The sequence below is a fragment of the Pseudomonas sp. SST3 genome, assembly GCF_003325755.1.
The window spans coordinates 112287-131009 of record NZ_QORI02000004.1 but is presented as its reverse complement, the minus strand read 5'-3'; the positions used below and the strand labels follow the sequence as shown (position 1 = coordinate 131009).

The 18723-nt window shown below is 63.2% G+C and carries 12 protein-coding genes and 2 pseudogenes; 13 read left to right on the top strand and 1 reads right to left on the bottom strand.

Annotated elements, in window-relative coordinates; genetic code table 11:
* Positions 1-172 precede the first annotated feature (172 nt).
* Genes phnL through DQ405_RS05665 form a run of 5 tightly spaced genes read left to right on the top strand, consistent with a single transcriptional unit; the run spans position 173 to position 4618 of the window.
* Complete coding sequence (gene phnL / locus DQ405_RS05685; protein ID WP_168423296.1) at positions 173-874, top strand: phosphonate C-P lyase system protein PhnL; 702 nt, start codon at positions 173-175, stop codon at positions 872-874.
* A complete protein-coding gene (locus DQ405_RS05680; protein WP_168423295.1) occupies positions 864-2009 on the top strand; it encodes an alpha-D-ribose 1-methylphosphonate 5-triphosphate diphosphatase in 1146 nt (381 codons plus the stop codon). The genes phnL and DQ405_RS05680 overlap by 11 nt, the downstream gene beginning before the upstream one ends.
* An 11-nt stretch (positions 2010-2020) precedes the next feature.
* Positions 2021-2581, top strand: a complete 561-nt coding sequence (gene phnN / locus DQ405_RS05675; protein ID WP_168423429.1) for a phosphonate metabolism protein/1,5-bisphosphokinase (PRPP-forming) PhnN — start codon at positions 2021-2023, stop codon at positions 2579-2581.
* Positions 2572-3318 (top strand): phosphonate metabolism protein PhnP, encoded by a 747-nt coding sequence (gene phnP, locus DQ405_RS05670; RefSeq protein WP_168423294.1) that lies wholly within the window; start codon positions 2572-2574, stop codon positions 3316-3318. The genes phnN and phnP overlap by 10 nt, the downstream gene beginning before the upstream one ends.
* 49 nt (positions 3319-3367) lie before the next feature.
* Entirely contained in the window at positions 3368-4618 is a 1251-nt protein-coding gene (locus DQ405_RS05665; RefSeq protein WP_168423293.1) for an MFS transporter, read from the top strand.
* An 11-nt stretch (positions 4619-4629) separates the two neighbouring features.
* Here the strand turns inward: DQ405_RS05665 and DQ405_RS05660 are convergent, their stop codons facing one another.
* The gene (locus DQ405_RS05660; RefSeq protein WP_019340442.1) at positions 4630-5097 is read right to left on the bottom strand and encodes an Lrp/AsnC family transcriptional regulator; all 468 of its coding nucleotides are present in this window, start codon (positions 5095-5097) and stop codon (positions 4630-4632) included.
* A 239-nt stretch (positions 5098-5336) separates the two neighbouring features.
* Between DQ405_RS05660 and DQ405_RS05655 the strand changes: the two are divergent.
* From DQ405_RS05655 to DQ405_RS28480, 8 genes and pseudogenes are all read left to right on the top strand, one after another.
* A pseudogene (locus DQ405_RS05655) lies at positions 5337-8806 on the top strand (indolepyruvate ferredoxin oxidoreductase family protein).
* 253 nt (positions 8807-9059) lie between these two features.
* Positions 9060-10154 carry a Glu/Leu/Phe/Val dehydrogenase dimerization domain-containing protein gene (locus DQ405_RS05650; protein ID WP_168423292.1) on the top strand — a complete coding sequence of 365 codons (1095 nt, stop codon included), beginning with the start codon at positions 9060-9062 and terminating at the stop codon, positions 10152-10154.
* Positions 10155-10328: 174 nt separating this feature from the next.
* On the top strand, positions 10329-11738 hold the full coding sequence (locus tag DQ405_RS05645) for a sodium-dependent transporter (protein WP_168423291.1): 1410 nt from the start codon (positions 10329-10331) through the stop codon (positions 11736-11738).
* Between the two features lie 396 nt (positions 11739-12134).
* Positions 12135-13217, top strand: coding sequence for a 4-hydroxyphenylpyruvate dioxygenase (hppD, locus tag DQ405_RS05640; RefSeq protein WP_168423290.1), 1083 nt, complete (start codon positions 12135-12137; stop codon positions 13215-13217).
* A gap of 199 nt (positions 13218-13416) precedes the next feature.
* The gene (maiA, locus tag DQ405_RS05635) at positions 13417-14097 is read left to right on the top strand and encodes a maleylacetoacetate isomerase (RefSeq protein WP_241729844.1); all 681 of its coding nucleotides are present in this window, start codon (positions 13417-13419) and stop codon (positions 14095-14097) included.
* An 82-nt stretch (positions 14098-14179) separates the two neighbouring features.
* A complete protein-coding gene (locus DQ405_RS05630) occupies positions 14180-15640 on the top strand; it encodes a sodium-dependent transporter (protein ID WP_168423289.1) in 1461 nt (486 codons plus the stop codon).
* A gap of 222 nt (positions 15641-15862) precedes the next feature.
* Positions 15863-16954, top strand: a pseudogene (locus tag DQ405_RS28485) (cache domain-containing protein); the annotation flags it as partial.
* A complete protein-coding gene (locus tag DQ405_RS28480; RefSeq protein ID WP_446730867.1) occupies positions 16934-17812 on the top strand; it encodes a methyl-accepting chemotaxis protein in 879 nt (292 codons plus the stop codon). The pseudogene DQ405_RS28485 and the gene DQ405_RS28480, both read left to right, overlap by 21 nt.
* Positions 17813-18723: the final 911 nt, after the last annotated feature.

Below are 18723 nucleotides of genomic sequence, written 5' to 3'. Positions count from 1 at the left end.
GAGCTTGCTCGCGAACCGGGCAGCGCCCGGGACGAACGGTCTTGCGCAAAGAGCTTGGCCAGCAAGCTGGCTCCAAGGGGCCAGTGCGAGCCGCGAGCCCCGCCGAGTTCTTGCTCGCAAATCAGGCACGCCGGTACGGCCTTCAGCCTTTCCTTTCGTTGCGAGGTAACTCATGAACAACCCGATCGAAGTCCGCAACCTGCGTAAATCCTTCACGCTCCATCAACAGCACGGCGTGACCCTAAACGTACTGAGCGAGGTCAGCTTCACTGTGGCTCCCGGCGAGTGTCTGGTACTGCACGGCCGTTCCGGTGCAGGAAAATCTACCCTGTTGCGCTGCCTGTACGGCAACTACCTGGCCACCGGCAGCATCCGCCTGTGCCATCGCGGCGAACCGCTGGAGCTGGTCGGCGCCGAGCCGCGGCAGCTGCTGGCGGTCCGTCGCGAAAGTCTCGGCTATGTCAGCCAGTTTCTGCGGGTGATTCCGCGGGTGCCGTGCCTGGAGGTGGTCATGGCACCGGCCCTGGCGCGTGGCTGGGACCGTGAACAGGCACGTGCGCGTGCAGAGAATCTGTTGGCCCGACTGAACATCCCCGAGCGGCTCTGGCAATTGGCCCCCGGCACCTTTTCCGGTGGCGAGCAGCAGCGCGTGAACCTGGCGCGCGGCTTCATGGTGCAGTGGCCGGTGTTGCTGCTGGACGAGCCAACCGCCTCGCTGGACGAGGCCAACTGCCGGGTGGTGCTGGAGCTGATCAGCGAGGCCAAGGCCGCAGGGGCCGCGCTGATCGGCATCTTCCATGACCGTGCCATACGCGAGGCGGTCGCCGACCGCTACCTGGACATGACCGCCGAGGAGCATCGCCATGCCTGCTGAACTGATTCTGAGCAACGCCCGAGTCGTTACCGCCGATCGGGTGATCGACGGCACGCTGGTGATCCGCGATGGGCTGATCGCCGAGTTCGACGAAGGCAACAGCCGACTGCCGCAGGCCCAGGATCTGGGCGGCGACTACCTGATGCCCGGCCTGGTCGAGTTGCACACCGACAATCTGGAAAAGCACATGACGCCGCGCCCTGGTGTCGACTGGCCTTCGGCCTCCGCGGTGCTGACCCACGATGCGCAGATCGTCGCCGCTGGGATCACCACGGTGTTCGATGCATTGTCCATCGGTGACATCAATCCGCGCGGCAAGCGCATGCAGCAGTTGCCGGCCATGCTCGACGCCATTGCCCATGCCGAGGCCAGCGGAGACACCCGTGCTGAGCATCGGCTGCACCTGCGCTGCGAAGTCTGCCATCCGGATGCGCTAAGCCTGTTCCGCGATCTGGTGGAACAGCCGCTGGTGCAATTGGTATCGGTGATGGATCATTCGCCGGGCCAGCGGCAGTTCGCCCAGGCGCAGAAGTACCGCGAGTACTACATGGGCAAATACCACCTCAGCGAGACGGAGATGGATGCGTTCAGCGATCAGCAAGTCGCCAATTCCAGACAGCACAGCGACCGCCAGCGCCGCGCCGTCGTCGAGATCTGTCAGGCCCGCGGATTGGCGCTGGCCAGCCACGATGACGCCACCCTCGCGCACGTCGAGGAATCGGCCGGTTTCGGCATGGCGATCGCTGAATTCCCGACCACCTTCGAGGCGGCCGAGGCCAGCCATGCGCGTGGGCTCAAGGTGCTGATGGGCGCACCGAACATCGTTCGTGGCGGCTCGCATTCGGGCAATATTGCCGCGGCTGATCTGGCCCGTCGCGGTGCGCTGGACATCCTCTCCAGCGATTACTATCCGGCCAGCCTGTTGCAGGCCGCGTTTCAGCTCGCGGCGCTGGGCAATGCCTATGATTTGCCCAAAGCGGTCGCCACGGTCAGTCTGGCGCCGGCTCAGGCGGCGGGTCTCGACGACCGCGGGCAGATTCGCCCCGGTTTGCGCGCCGATCTGCTGCAAGCAAGTGACAGGCATGGCATGCCGGTGGTCCGACAGGTATGGCGACAAGGCAGAAGGGTGTTTTGATGAACGGACGGATGACGGGACGACTGATCTATCTGATGGGCCCATCCGGTGCCGGCAAGGACAGCCTGCTGCTGACCGCCCGCGAGCCGCTGCAGGCGCGCGGGTGCAGGATCGCCCGGCGCGTTATCACCCGTTCTGCCGAGGCGGTGGGCGAGGATGCCCTGGCAGTGACTGAGGCCGAGTTCGAGCGACTGCGCCGCAACGGCGCTTTCGCCCTGGACTGGCAAGCCAACGGTCTGCATTACGGCATTTCCCGGCAGATCGATGACTGGCTGGCGGCGGGCGAGGATGTGCTGGTCAATGGATCGCGGGGCTATCTGAGCGAGGCGCATCGGCGTTATCCGCAGTTGCAGCCGGTGTTGCTCACGGTGGCGTTGCCGGTGCTGCGTGAGCGACTGCTGGCGCGGGGGCGTGAGTCGATCAATGAGATCGAGGCACGGCTGGCTCGCAATGAACAGTTCCGCTCGGCGGCGGAGCAGGGCGAGGCGTTGATCCTGGATAATTCTGGGCCGCTGGAACAAACCGTGCAGCGTCTGCTGCAACTGATCGACCGGGCTCCGGCATGCGCCTGACCATCCTCGGCAGCGGCAATGCCCGTCAGGTGCCGGTGTACAACTGCGAATGCGCCGCTTGCCAGCGTGCCCGGCTCGATCCGGCCTGGCGCCGCGGCCCCTGCTGCGCGTTGATCGAGTGCGGCGCGCAGCGCTGGTTGATCGACAGCGGCCTGACCGACCTCACCGAGCGTTTCGCGCCCGGCAGCCTCAGCGGAATCCTGCAGACCCATTACCACGCCGACCACGCCCAAGGCCTGCTGCATCTGCGCTGGGGGCTCGGGTTGCGCATACCGGTGCATGGCCCAAGTGACCCTGAAGGCTTGGCCGATCTCTACAAGCATCCCGGTATTCTGGATTTTTCGGCGCCTTTCGAAGCATTGGAACATCGCGAGCTGGGCGAACTGGGCGTCACTGCATTACCGCTCAATCACTCCAAGCCGACCCTGGGCTATTTGTTCGAAGGGATGGGCCGGCGCATCGCCTATCTCACGGACACCCTGGGCGTGCCCGACGCCAGCGTGAGCGTGCTGCGCCAACAATCGCTGGACCTGCTGGTGCTGGACTGCTCGAGCCCGCCGCAGACGTCACCGCAGAACCACAACGATCTGACCCGAGCGCTGGCGGTGATTGCCGAGCTTCAGCCGAGGCACGCGCTGCTCACCCATATTGGCCACAATCTGGACGCCTGGTTGCTGGACAACCCCGCCGCGCTGCCGGCTGGGGTCACCCTGGCCTGGGACGGTCAGGCTCTGTGAGGAGCTGGGTGCGTTCCATTACCGGAATCGCCGCGACGATGGATGCCGAATGAACCCGACCGATGTCTCATCACCCACTTCCGAAGCGAGCTCGACTGCTCGCCGTCTCACCTTGGTGATGTGCCTCGCGGAAACCCTGGGCATGGCCGGTTTTGCGCTGTTCGCCGCGTTGCTGCCTGAGTTCCAGCTGCTCTGGGCGCTTGACAACACCGAAGCGGGCTGGATCGGCGGCGGATTCTTTCTTGGTTACATGCTGGCGGTGCCGGTCCTGACCGGGCTGACCGATCGTTACGATGCGCGGCTGATCTACCTTTGGGCGATGCTACTGACCGCATTCGCCAGCGTTGGCTTTGTGCTGGCCGATGACTTCTGGTCGGCGCTGCTCTGGCGCATGCTGGCCGGCATTGGCCTGGCCGGCACTTACATGCCTGGGCTGAAGGCCTTGTCTGAGCGCATTGAGGGGCCGGCACAGTCGCGCGCCATTGCCTTCTACACGGCGAGCTTCGGGCTCGGCACGGCGCTTTCCTTCCTGCTCGCCGGTGAACTGGCCAAGCTCGGAGGCTGGCAACTGCCGGCACTGCTCAGTGGCGGCTGCGCGCTGCTGGCCTGGGTGATGGTGTGGCGCGGGTTGCCACCTAAACCGGTCGCCCAGCATGCGCCGCGGCGCTGGCTGGATTTGGCGCCGCTGATGGAACGCCCTGTCATCGCCTATTGCCTGGCTTACGCCATGCACAACCTGGAACTGTTCGCCTTTCGCGCCTGGCTGGTGGCGTTCATCGTGTTTACCGGTGACTGGCAGGGGCAGGCGCCCTGGCTGAGCGGGACCTGGATAGCGATGCTGGCGACACTGATCGGCATGCCGGCCAGTATCCTCGGCAACGAGATGGCGATTCGCTTCGGTCGGCAGCGCTGGCTGATGTCGGTAATGCTGCTTTCCGCCGTACTGGCAGGCCTGATCGGACTCGGCGCTGTGTTGCCGTTCTGGGCGCTGCTGATGCTGATTCTCTGCTACAGCCTCACGGTGACCGCCGACTCGGCCGCGCTCACCGCCGGATTGGTAGCCGTGGCACCTGCCAGCTACCGCGGCGCCGCCATGGCGCTGTATTCCTGCACCGGATTTACCGGTGCGTTCCTCGGGCCCTTGCTGTTTGGCATGGTGCTCGACGCGCTGGGCGACGATCAGCTACTGGGATGGTGGGCGGCCTTCGCTCTGATGGGGCTCCTGCTGTTGTTCGGACCGCTGGCGCTGCGCTGGGCAAGCCATCGTTTCGACATACGGCCGCAGCCTCAACAGGCCTGATCTTCGCCACGCTAATCCAACGGCAGCTCGGTGGTGCGCTTCACCTCACTCATCGCGATATGTGAATGCGCTTCCTGCACATGAGGGCGCTGCAACAGCTGGTCGCGAAGAAACCGTTCATAGCTGTCAATGTCCTTGGCCACCACTTTGAGCAGGTAATCCGACTCGCCGGCCATGGTGTGGCATTCGAGCACCTCGGGATAACCGACCACCGCGCGTTCGAACTCATCGAGGTTGCTGCGTCCATGGGCGGAGAGTTTGATGTTGACGAACACCGTCATGTTCAACCCGAGCTTCTTCGGGTTGAGCAGCGCGACCTTGCGTTCGATCAGCCCTTCTTCCTGCATGCGGTTGATGCGGCGCCAGCACGGCGATTGCGACAGCTCGACCTTTTCTGCGATCTCCGCAGCGGACAGGTCGGCGTTGTGTTGCAGCAGCAGCAAAATCTTGCGGTCGATGCTGCTCAGCGGGGTCTGCATGTTCGTTCTCTTTTTGTTGTTGTTAGTGGATGGATCATGCACGCGAGTGCGCTTACACAGCAAAAGTAGAAAGAAAATCGCTCGGCGTCACGGCCAAACTCTTATCCAACGCGCAACGGTGAGGTGATCCCTTGCTGTGTGCTGGCGTGGGAAAGCTTTCCGTGCAGCTCCCACAGCCTTGTTAGGCGGATGGCTTAAGAAGCCGTCCAGACTCCGATAAAAACAAACAGGAGCGCCACATGTCACTGGCCGAGATCCGCCTGGATGACAAGTACCGGCTCGCAACCGGGCATCTGTACCTCACCGGCACCCAGGCGCTGACCCGCCTGCCCATGCTGCAGCATCAACGCGACCAGGCCCAAAACCTGAATACCGGTTGCTTTATCTCCGGCTACCGCGGCTCGCCGCTGGGCATGCTGGACAAGAGCCTCTGGGAAGCCCGCGATTACCTGAAGCAGCACGCCATCCATTTCCAGCCGGGCCTCAACGAGGAACTGGCGGCGACGGCGGTCTGGGGCAGTCAGCAGACCAACCTGTTTCCGGGCGCCAAGTACGACGGCGTGTTCGCCATGTGGTACGGCAAGGGGCCGGGTGTCGACCGCTCCGGTGACGTCTTCAAGCACGGCAACGCCGCTGGCGTCTCGCCCCATGGCGGCGTGCTGCTGCTGGCCGGCGACGACCACGGCTGCAAATCCTCGACATTGCCGCACCAGAGTGAACACGCATTCATTGCCGCCTCGATCCCGGTGCTCAACCCGTCCAACGTCCAGGAAATCCTCGACTACGGCATCATCGGCTGGGAGCTCTCGCGCTATTCCGGTTGCTGGGTGGCGCTCAAGACCATCGCCGAGAACGTCGACTCCTCCGCGGTTGTTGAAGTCGATCCGCTCCGCGTGAAAACGCGCATCCCTGATGACTTCGAACTGCCCGAAGACGGCGTACACATCCGCTGGCCGGACCCGCCGCTGGCGCAGGAAAAGCGCCTCAATCTGTACAAGATCTACGCCGCGCGCGCCTTCGCCCGCGCCAACAACCTCAACCAGGTGATGCTCGATTCGCCGAACCCGCGACTGGGCATCATCACCACCGGCAAGTCATATCTCGACGTTCGCCAGGCACTGGACGACCTTGGGCTGGACGAAGCGCTGTGCGCCTCCGTCGGCCTGCGCGTATTGAAGGTCGGCATGAGCTGGCCGCTGGAGCCGGTCTCGGTGCATGAGTTCGCACAGGGGCTGGACGAGATTCTCGTCGTCGAGGAGAAGCGCAGCATCCTTGAAGACCAGCTCACCGGGCAGCTCTACAACTGGCCGCTGGACAAGCGTCCGCGGGTGGTCGGCGAGTTCGATGAGCACGGTAATTCCTTGCTGCCGAACCTCTCCGAGCTGACCCCGGCGATGATCGCCCGGGTGATCGCCAAGCGTCTCGCGCCGATCTACACCAGCGACAGCATCCAGGCGCGGCTCGCGTTCCTCTCCGCCAAGGAAAAGGCCTTGGCGGCGCGCAGCTACGACACCGTTCGCACGCCGCATTACTGCTCCGGCTGCCCGCACAACACCTCGACCAAGGTGCCGGAAGGCAGCCGCGCCTCGGCCGGCATCGGCTGTCACTACATGGTGCAGTGGATGGACCGCCGCACCGAGACCTTCACCCAGATGGGCGGGGAGGGCGTCAACTGGATCGGCCAGGCGCCGTTCACCGACACCCCGCACATGTTCCAGAACCTGGGCGATGGCACCTACTTCCACTCTGGCAGCCTGGCCGTGCGCGCTGCGGTGGCCGCCGGTGTGAACATCACCTTCAAGATTCTCTATAACGATGCGGTGGCCATGACCGGTGGCCAGCCCATCGACGGTGAACTGCGGGTCGATCAGCTCAGTCGGCAGATCGCCGATGAAGGCGTGAAACGCATCGCGCTGGTCAGTGACGAGCCGGACAAATACCCGACCCGCGAAACCTTCGCCTCCATCACCAGCTTCCACCACCGCCGCGATCTGGACGCCGTGCAGCGAGAGTTGCGCGAGTTCAAGGGTGTCTCGGTGATCATCTATGACCAGACTTGCGCCACTGAGAAACGCCGTCGGCGCAAGCGCGGCAAGCTGGAAGACCCGGCCAAGCGTGCCTTCATCAACCCGGCGGTGTGCGAGGGTTGTGGCGACTGCGGCGAGAAGTCCAACTGCTTGGCAGTGATGCCGCTGGAAACCGAACTGGGCCGCAAGCGTGAAATCGATCAGAACGCCTGCAACAAGGACTTTTCCTGCGTCGAAGGCTTCTGCCCGAGCTTTGTCACCGTGCACGGTGGTGGGCTGCGCAAGCCCGAGGCGATGGCGGGCGGTATCGAGGCGGCGACATTGCCTGAGCCGCAGCACCCGACGCTGGACCGCCCCTGGAACGTGCTGATTCCAGGCGTTGGCGGCAGCGGTGTGACCACCCTCGGCGCGCTGCTGGGCATGGCCGCGCATCTGGAAGGCAAGGGCTGCACGGTGCTCGACCAGGCCGGTCTGGCGCAGAAGTTCGGCCCGGTGGTCACTCACGTGCGTATCGCCGCCAAGCAAGACGATATCTATGCCGTGCGCATCGCCGCAGGCGAAACCGATCTGCTGCTGGGCTGCGATCTGGTGGTGGCTGCCGGCGAGGATTCCCTGACCCGCCTCAACGATCAGATCAGTAATGCGGTGATCAATAGTCACGAGTCGGCAACCGCCGAGTTCACCCGTAACCCTGATGCTCAGGTGCCGGGCAAGGCCATGCGCGAAGCGCTGGTCGATGCGGTGGGCGCAGAGAAAACCCACTTCATCGATGCGACCTTCCTGGCCACTCGGCTGCTGGGCGATAGCATCGCCACCAACCTGTTTCTGCTGGGCTTTGCCTATCAGCAAGGGTTGCTGCCGCTGTCCGCCGAGGCCATCGAAAAGGCCATCAGCATCAACGGCGTCGCCGCAGAGCTGAACCAGCAGGCGTTCCGCTGGGGCCGTCGTGCGGCACTGGAGCGCGAGGCGGTCGAAAAGCTGGCGCGTCCGGTGGAAATGGCCGAACCGCTCTGCCAGACCCTGGAAGAGATCGTCGACTGGCGCATGAACTTCCTTACCAAGTACCAGAACGCGGCCTATGCCAAGCGCTATCGCTCGATGGTCGAGCGCGTGCGTGCGGTGGATACCGCGGATGACCTGGCGCTCTCGAAAGCCGTGGCGCGTTACTACTTCAAGCTGCTCGCCTACAAGGACGAGTACGAAGTGGCGCGGCTGTACAGCGAGCCGGAGTTTCGCCAGCAGCTCGAGGCGCAGTTCGAAGGCGACTACAAGCTGCAGTTCCACCTGGCACCGGCCTGGCTGGCCAAGCGCGACAGCACCACTGGCGAGCCGCGCAAGCGTGAACTTGGGCCTTGGGTGCTGAATGCCTTCAACGTGCTAGCCAAGCTGAAGTTCCTCCGCGGCACGCCGTTGGATGTATTCGGTTACGGCCATGACCGCCGTGTGGAGCGCGAGTTGATCGGCGAGTACGAGCGCAACCTCGACGGACTGCTGGCGAAACTCAAGCCGACCAACTACCGCACCGCTGTGGCTATCGCTGCGCTACCCGAGCTGATCCGTGGTTATGGCCCGGTGAAGGAGCATTCGATTGCCAAGCGCGCCAGCAGGAGAAGCTGCTCAAGGAACAGCTGAACCGCGGCGACGAGGTGCAGACCGTGCGGCTGTTCGAGCCGGCGGCTTGACGCGTAGCGCTACGGAGTCGGGCGGGCCGGGCGGCGTTCCGCTTTAGCCCGCCGGGGCTTCGCGCATTGGTGGGCTAAAGCCCACCCTACGACAGCAGTCCGAGTGGCGCGGCCGTAGGGTGGGCTTCAGCCCACCGGTTTTGGACGTACGGCCGTCGCCCGGCCGGCAAACGCAAGCGCATATGCAGACAGAACATTCGAAGGGGCCTGGACTGCAGGCGCCTGAACAGAACAACAACAGAGGAATCCGCAAATGTCCGTCTTCACCCATCCCGATTTCGATCACCACGAACAGGTGGTGTTCTGCCATGACAAGGCATCGGGTCTGCGCGCCATCATCGCCATCCACGACACCACGCTCGGCCCGGCGCTGGGCGGTTGCCGGATGTTCCCGTACGTGAGCGACGACGATGCGCTGCGCGACGTGCTGCGTCTGTCTCGCGGCATGACGCTGAAGTCGTCCTTGGCCGGTCTCAAGCTCGGTGGCGGCAAGGCGGTGATGATCGGCGATCCGCACACCGGCAAGAGCCAGGCGCTGCTGCATGCAATGGGCGATTTCGTCGATAGCCTCGGCGGGCGCTACATCACCGCCGCCGACTCGGGCACTGGCGAGCCGGAAATGCAGGCCTTCGCCCAGCGCACCCGGCATGTCATCGGCGCCACGCCGCGCACCACGCTCGACGGCAGCATTGTCAGCGGCGACCCTTCGCCCTCTACCGCGCTCGGTGTCTTCGTCGGCCTGCGTGAGGCGGTGCGCCAGCGCCTCGGCCGGGATGACCTGCAGGGGCTGAAAGTCGCCATCCAGGGCGTTGGCCATGTCGGTCTTGGTCTGGCACGGCATCTCAAGGCGGCGGGTGCCGAGCTGTGGGTGTGCGACATCTTCGATGCCAATGTGCGACAGGCGATGGATGAACTCGGTGCCCACGCGGTGCGCCCGCACGATATCTACGGGCTCGATGTGGATGTGTTCGCGCCCTGCGCCATGGGCGGCATCCTCAATGCAGAGACACTGCAGACCCTCCGCGCGCCAGTTATTGCTGGGGCGGCCAATAACCAACTGGCGAGCCCGGATATCGGCGTCGAATTGCAGCGGCGCAATCACCTCTATGCACCGGATTACGCGATCAACGCCGGCGGCATCATTGATGTGTATTACCAGCGCGTCGGTGGCAGCGCGGCACGCATCGATGCGCATATCAAAAGCATCGGCGACACGCTGCGCGAAATCTTCGACCGTGCGGCCGCCAGTGGCGAGCCGACCTCGATCATCGCTGATCGTCTGGCCCTCGAGCGGCTGCGGGTTGGCGAACCGGGCGAGCAGCCGAGCGAGCAGCGCTTACACGCGTGACCTTCGGGCGGCCTGTGCCGCCCCGTTTTTTTCGGCAGCCCAGTTGTACTGCCGAGCTATGTGGAAAACACCGATCAGATCTTCGCAGTGCTGTACCGCCATCGTGTGGTCGGGCCTGCCTGCCGGCGTTTCCCCTGACAACAGCCTGACAAAAACAACAAGCAGGAATCCGCAATGACTGACAAAAGCAGCCTCGTCGCCGGCACGCTCGGTGGCGCCTCCGTTCGTACGCAGCAAAGCGCGGCGCGTGGCCTTTGGTCCTCGCGCTGGGTGTTCTTCCTTGCCGCCACGGGATCGGCGGTCGGCCTGGGCAATATCTGGAAATTCCCTTACATCACCGGCGAGAACGGCGGCGGCGCCTTCGTGCTGGTCTATCTGGCGTGCATTCTGCTGATCGGCATCCCACTGCTGATGGCCGAGGTGATGATCGGTCGGCGCGGACGGCAGAATCCCGACGGTGCAGTGGCGCGCCTGGCGCGCGAGGCTGGAGCTAGCTCGCGTTGGCGCGTTGCCGGCTGGTTGGGTGGACTGACCGGGTTTCTCATCCTGAGCTTCTATCTGGTGGTGGCAGGCTGGGCGCTGGCGTATGTCCCGACCACCCTGAGCGGTGGCTTCAACGGGGTGACCGGTGAGGCGAGCGGCGAGATGTTCGGCGCATTGCTGGCCGACCCGCTGCGGCTGATCGTCAGCGGCAGCCTAGTGCTGGCGGCGACCATGCTGATTGTCGGGCTGGGTGTGCGGGGCGGGTTGGAGCGCTCGCTGCGCTTTCTCATGCCGGGGTTGTTCGTGCTGCTGTTGGCGCTGGTCGGCTATGCGGCGCTCAATGGTGAATTCGCCCGCGGTGCGGAATTCCTCTTCGTTCCAGACTTCTCCAAGCTGACCGCGACCAGTGTGCTCATCGCCCTGGGCCACGCCTTCTTCACGCTCAGCCTCGGTTGCGGCGCGATGATGGTGTACGGCTCCTACCTGCCGGAAGGCACCTCGATCGCCAAGACGTCGATTCTGGTCGCACTGGCTGATACGGCCGTCGCGCTGTTGGCCGGCTTGGCAATCTTTCCCCTGGTATTCGGCAACGGGCTGGAGCCGGGCGCGGGTCCTGGCCTGATCTTCGTCACCCTGCCGATCGCCTTCGGGCAGATGCCGCTGGGCCAGCTGGTGGGTGGGTTGTTCTTCATCATGCTGGTGATTGCGGCGTTGACGTCGGCCATCTCGTTGAGTGAGCCAAGCATCGCCTGGATGACCGAACGCTTCGGCATGAGCCGTCTCAAGGCGGTGCTGACCAGCGGTGGATTGCTTTGGTTGCTGAGCCTGGGCAGCGTGTTCTCGTTCAATTACTGGTCCGACTTCATGCTGTTCGGCAAGACCTTCTTCGACAGTCTCGACTACCTGACCACCAACTGGTTAATGCCGCTGGGTGGCTTGGCGACGGTGCTGTTCACCGGCTGGGTGCTGAAGGAGCAAACGGTGCGCGAGGCCATCGGCATTGGTCAGGGCGGGCTGTTCCGCGCCTGGTGGTTACTGCTGCGGTTCGGCACTCCGCTGGCGATCGTGCTGGTGTTTCTCAATCTGAGCGGGTTGCTCTAGCAGCCATTGACGATCTCTGTCGCACGACAGGGCAGCGCCTTGCACAGGCCTCGGTGGGCTAAAGCCCACCCTACGAGCTGGGGATCGGGCGGCCCATCGGTGGGCTGAAGCCCGCTCTACCGATGACAGTAGGGTGGGCTTCAGCCCACCAGCCCAGCCGGAGCTAGCTAATTAAGTGCGGTGGCTGGCAGCCCGGTTGTCAGCTTTTCGTTACGGATAAGGGCTTGCAAGCTCGTCCTCCGGGCCTTCCGTCGGGTTGTAAAGAAAAGCTTCCAGCGCGGCCCTGGCAAAGCTGCGCATGGCGCTGAATGCGGGCTTGTGGAGCTTCTCCCTCTGGTTTGTGATGGGCGCAGCCAAACCGTGCAGCGGCACCTATAACAAGAATCAGGAGGCGAAATGAACGCCGTGACCAAGATCGAACAGCATAACCCTATCGGTACCGACGGCTTTGAATTCGTCGAATTCACGGCGCCGAACGCCGAGGGCATCGAGCAGCTGCGTCAGCTGTTCAATCAGATGGGCTTCACCGAAACCGCCAGGCACCGCTCCAAGGAGGTCTGGCTGTTCCAGCAGAACGATATCAATATCGTGCTCAACGGCAGCCCTACCGGGCACGTGCATGCCTTCGCCGAGAAACACGGGCCGAGTGCCTGTGCCATGGCATTCCGGGTGAAAAACGCTGCCCAGGCCGCCGCCTATGTCGAATCCCAGGGCGCCACGCTGGTCGGCAGTCATGCCAACTTTGGCGAGCTGAACATCCCCTGCGTCGAAGGCATCGGCGGCTCGCTGCTGTATCTCGTCGACCGCTACGGCGACAAGAGCATCTATGACGTCGACTTCGAGTTCATCAAGGGCCGTACGCCGAATGACAACGCCGTCGGCCTGATGTGCATCGACCACCTGACCCACAACGTCATGCGCGGGCAGATGGACGTCTGGTCCGGTTTCTACGAGCGCATCGCCAACTTCCGCGAGATCCGCTACTTCGACATCGAAGGCAAGCTCACCGGCCTCTTCTCCCGCGCGATGACCGCGCCGTGCGGCAAGATTCGCATCCCGATCAACGAGTCGGCGGACGACAAGTCGCAGATCGAGGAATTCATCCGCGAGTACCACGGCGAAGGCATCCAGCATATCGCGCTGTCGACCGACGACATCTACGCCACCGTGCGCCAGCTGCGCGCCAACGGCGTGGATTTCATGCGCACGCCGGACACCTATTACGAGAAGGTCGATACCCGCGTTGCCGGCCACGGCGAGCCCACCGATGTGCTGCGCGAGCTGAACCTGCTGATCGACGGTGCGCCGGGCGATGACGGCATCCTGCTGCAGATCTTCACCAACACGGTGATCGGCCCGATCTTCTTCGAGATCATTCAGCGCAAGGGCAACCAAGGTTTCGGCGAGGGCAACTTCAAGGCCCTGTTCGAATCCATCGAGGAAGATCAGGTTCGCCGCGGCGTGATCGGTGAGGAATAAACCGTAGGGTGGGCTTCAGCCCACCGATGCAAAGCTGAACGATGGGCTGAAGCCCGCCCGACGAGACTGCGCGCACCGCCGTTGGAGCGGTAGGGTGGGTCAACTTCACCACCAGGCGGGTCGAGAACACCGCAGCGGCCGAAGGCGGATGAAGAAAGTGTCATCCATCCTACGAGCAGGCAACACAAGCAGGGATTTCATGAACAACACTGACATGAACGAAACAGCCGGATCACCCACGCTGAAGCTCTACGGTTACTGGCGTTCCAGCGCTGCCTACCGGGTGCGCATCGCCTTGAACCTCAAGGGATTGGCGTTCGAAAATTTGCCCGTACATCTGGTCAAGGATGGCGGTCAGCAGCATTCGGCCGACTACAAGACGCTCAATCCGCAGGAGCTGGTGCCGCTTCTGGTCGATGGCCGCGAGCGCATCAGCCAGTCGCTGGCCATCCTCGAATACCTGGAAGAGGTGTTCCCGCTCCCGGCCTTGCTACCGGACGATCCAGCCGATCGGGCTCAAGTACGTTCGCTGGCATTGCACATCGCCTGTGATTTGCATCCGCTGAACAATCTGCGGGTGCTGCAATACCTCAGCGGCACGCTGGGCGTCGAGGATGAGGCCAAGCAGCAGTGGATCCGCCACTGGATCGCCACGGGCCTCGCCGGTGTCGAGCAGGGGCTGGCCGCGTTCGACGGCAAACTGTCACTCGGCAGGCGGCCGGGTTATCTGGAGGCGTGCCTGGTTCCACAGGTATACAATGCGCGCCGTTTTTCCTGTGACCTCAGTGCGTATCCACGCATTTTGCAGATGACCGAGCAGTGCGAAACCCTCGAAGCTTTTGCCAAAGCAGCTCCGGAGGTGCAGCCCGACGCTCAATAAAGGTTGATCCGCCTTGCCACTCCGTCGCGCCACGAGCGCGGCGGGTTCGATTCCGTCACAGATAACAACAAACAGGTGACGCATGACCCGTGAAAAACCCAAGAACCTCTGGCTTTCCCGCTGGGGCTTCATCCTCGCTGCGACCGGTTCGGCCGTCGGCCTGGGCAACATCTGGAAATTCCCCTATATCACCGGCGAATACGGCGGTGGCGCCTTCGTGCTGATGTACCTGGCGTGCATCCTGGCTATCGGTATCCCGGTGATGATGACCGAGATCGCCATCGGCCGTCGCGGCCGTGGCAGCCCCATCGATGCTATCGGTCGGGCGGTGCGTGAGAACGGCAGCAGCCCGATCTGGAAGGGTGTCGGTGGCATGGCCATGGCGGCCGGCTTCCTGATTCTCTGTTTCTATGTCGTGGTGGCCGGCTGGGCGTTTGCCTATACCGTCAAGATGCTCGACGGCTCGCTCGCCGCCAGCTCCGTCGATAGCCTGGCGCAGGTGTTCGAGGCGCACAACGCCAATCCCTGGCAGCTCGGTGGCTGGAGTGTGCTGGTGGCGTTGCTGACGCTGTGGATCGTCGCCAAAGGTGTGCAGCAGGGCATCGAACGCGCGGTGCGCTGGATGATGCCGGGGCTTGCAGTGATGCTGCTGATTCTGGTCGGCTATGCCTTCACCAGCGGCGGCTTCGATCAGGGGTTCGCCTTCCTGTTCAGCTTCGATACCTCCAAGCTCACCGGTGAAGCGCTGCTGGCTGCGCTCGGCCATGCCTTTTTTACCCTGAGCCTGGCGTCCGGTGCGATCCTCACCTACGGCTCCTATATTCCCGACGATCAATCCATTACCCGCACCACCTTCATGGTCGCCATCGCCGATACCTGCGTGGCGCTGCTGGCGGGACTGGCAATCTTCCCGATCATCTTTGCCAACGGCATGGACCCGACCGCGGGCCCCGGCTTGATCTTCATGAGCCTGCCGCTGGCCTTCCAGCAGATGCCGTTCGGTACGCTGTTCGGCACCCTGTTCTTCGCGATGGTGTCGATCGCGGCGCTGACCTCCGCCATTTCGATGATCGAGGCCACCGTGGCCTACCTTAACGAAAAACACGGCATCAGCCGTCTCAAGGCTGCCATGGGTGCAGGCACCGTATTGCTGGTGATCAGTCTGCTGGCGATGCTCTCGTTCAATCTGATGGCCGGGTGGGCGCCGATGGACAAGAACTTCTTCGACTGGCTGGACTACCTGACCTCACGCTGGATGATGCCGCTGGGCGGAATCTTCATCGTTATCTTCGCCGGCTACGTGCTGCGCAGCGAGATCATGCGTGATGAGCTGGATCTGCCACCGCTGGGTTACGCGCTGTGGCTGTTCATGGTGCGCTATGTCTGCCCGGTGCTGATCACCATGGTCTTCCTGCATGCCCTCGGCTGGCTGGGCTTCGACCCGCTGGCGCGCTGGTACTGGATTGCCGGCGCCATCGGTGCGCTGACCATCCTCGGCGAGGGCCTGCGTCCACGCGTCATGCCGGCGCTGGCAGGGCGATAAGTTCGCCCACCGATCCGGTGGGTAGCAGAACGGCACATTCGGCAACGGGTGTGCCGTTTTTGTTTGTGGCGAAAGGCCAGTCAGCGAAGTGATACAGGATGTGTCAGATACCGCGCCGGAACCGCTGAAGCGCACGGCTGACGGGACTCGGGCCTATTCCGACGAAGCCTCTAGGTTAAAGATCCGTTGGCTCCAGCCGACAGCACGGATGTAACGCAATGGATGCTCACCCAGGCCAGGGATTGCCGATTCGATCAGACCCGATCCGGACTTGCCCCCATGTCTAGCCGTCTCAAGTTCAGCCACAAGATTCTCTTGGCCGCGTCACTCGTAGTGATCGCGACCTTCACCCTGTTCACGCTCTACAACGATTACCTGCAGCGCAACGCTATTCGCGACAATCTCCAGGACTACCTCAGCGAGATGGGCGAAAGCACCGCGAACAATATCCAGAACTGGCTTACCGGCCGCCTGGTGCTGCTGGAAAGCGTGGCACAGACGGTCGCTCATGACAGCTCGGGCGGCGCGGTCGAGTCGCTGGTCGAGCAGCCGGCGCTCAGCTCCACGTTCGCCTTCACCTACCTGGGCCGCGCCGACGACGGCGAGTTCATCGTTTACCCCCGGCTCGAGCTGCCGGCCGACTTCGATCCGCGCCAGAGACCCTGGTACAAGGACGCCATCGCCGCGGCAAGCACCACCCTGACCGAGCCCTATGTGGACACCGCCACCAATGAACTGGTCATTTCGGCGGCAACGCCAGCCAAGCGTGGCGGCCGTAATCTCGGTGTGGTCGGCGGCGACCTAAGCCTGCGCGTACTGGTAGACACCATCAACGCGCTGGACTTCGATGGTCTGGGCTATGCCTTCCTGGTTAGCGGCGACGGCAAAATCCTCGTCCATCCGGACAAGACCAAGGTGATGAAGACCCTGGGTGATCTCTATCCGCAGGACACCCCAGCGCTGACCAGCAAATATAGCGAAGCCGAGCTCGACGGCCAGACGCGGATCGTCAGTTTCAGCCCGGTAGCCGGCCTGCCTTCGGTGAGCTGGTATGTCGGTATCTCGGTGGATAAGGGCAAAGCCTATGCCGCGTTGTCCAGCTTCCGTACCACGGCGGTACTCGCCACCATCATTGCCGTGGTTTTCATTATGCTGCTGCTGGGCATGCTGATCCGCGTGCTGATGCGCCCGCTGAATGACATGGGTCAAGCGATGGAAAACATCGCCGCGGGCGAAGGCGACCTCACGCGCCGCCTCAAAGTCGAGTCGAACGATGAATTCGGTGTTCTGGCCATGGCGTTCAACCGGTTCGTCGAGCGTATCCACGGCTCGATCCGGGATGTGTCGTCGGCCACCGAGCAGGTCAACGAAGTGGCGAAGCGCGTGCTGACCGCTTCCAACTCATCGATGCTCAACTCCGATGAGCAGGCCAGCCGTACCAACAGCGTCGCCGCCGCGATCAACCAGCTCGGCGCCGCCGCACAGGAGATCGCCCGCAACGCGGCTGATGCCTCGCAGCAGGCCAGCGGTGCCAGCCATCAGGCCGAAGATGGGCGCACGGTGGTGGAGCAGAACATCGAGGCGATGAAGCAGCTGTCGAACAACATCAGCGCGTCCTGTACCCAGATCGAGGCGCTCAACAGCCAGACCGTCGGCATCGGCCAGATCCTTGACGTGATCAAGGGCATCTCCGAGCAGACCAACCTGCTGGCGCTCAACGCTGCCATCGAAGCGGCCCGCGCCGGGGAGGCCGGGCGTGGTTTCGCTGTGGTAGCCGACGAGGTGCGCAGCCTGGCGCATCGCACCCAGGCCTCGGCCCAGGAAATCCACGGCATGATCGAGAAACTGCAAGTCGGCGCGCGTGATTCGGTAGCCACCATGACCGAAAGCCAGCGCCAGAGTGAGGCCAGCGTGGGCATCGCCAACCGTGCCGGTGAGCGTCTCAGTAGCGTGACCCAGAGCATTGGGGAGATCGATGCGATGAACCAGTCGGTGGCCGCCGCTACGGAAGAGCAGACTTCGGTGATCGAGTCGCTGAATATGGACATCACCGAGATCAACACCCTCAACCAGCAAGGCGTGGAAAATCTGCAATCGACCCTGCGCGCCTGTGGCGACCTCGATCAGCAGGCGGCGCGGTTGAAGCAGCTGGTGGGGAGCTTCAGGATCTGATCGATTGGGTTTGGAAGGAGGGCGCTTCGGCGCCCTTTCTTATTTTGCCGAGTTTGCACTGCCGTAGGAGCTAGGGACGCGGAGTCCCTGCGGCGAAGCTTTTGTGCTGCGGGCTCGCGTGGTTACCCGATTGGCCGGGTTGTTTGAGGCATTGGTTTCGCCTGCTGGGCGAGTCCCTTTTGGCAGTCTCCGGATGGCCGGCCCCGCCAAAAGGAACCAAAAGGTCTTGCCCCTGCATCCGGACTAGGCGTCCCCGGTTCGCTGCGCTCGACTTCCCTCGTTCCATCCACGCTCCGGGGGCCGGCGATAAAGGGCCATCCCTGGCCCTTTATCGCGGGGATGCCTACGCCTCTCGCGGTATCCATGCCGCTCGCTCCCCTCCGCGCGGATTCCATTCGGCCTCCTGAAAGGGGCGATTCGGTGGTGTCCGTTGGGCAGTGCAGCGAAGCGGTTGTGCGAGTATCGAGCGATCGTAGGGTAGGTAACGCGAAGCTTACCCACCGATTTTCGTCGGCAAAGTTCGATACCGATTGCAGCGTCGATTGCGATGGAGAATGCTTCGCAGTTTTTCCACCCTACGAAGCCCGCCGACGGTTGAAGTGCTTTGTTGCTGTCGCTGTTCAAAAACTTCCAGACGACTCGGTCCCGAGTCCCCTTCAGGAGGCCGAGCGTAGGTGCTGCGTAGGGGGACGCGAGGCATGGATGCCGAGCGAGGAGTGATGGGACATGGATGTCCCTTCGCGACGGCCCCCGGAGCAGCGCCGGAGGGAGGGAAGTTTTGCGAAGCAAAACCCGGATGCAGGGGTGGCCTTCTTTTTGGTTACTTTTTCTTGGTCCACTCAAGAAAAAGTGACTCGCCCAGCAGGGCGAAACCAATGCTCTAGCCCACTCGGCAAACGGGTCGGATGGAT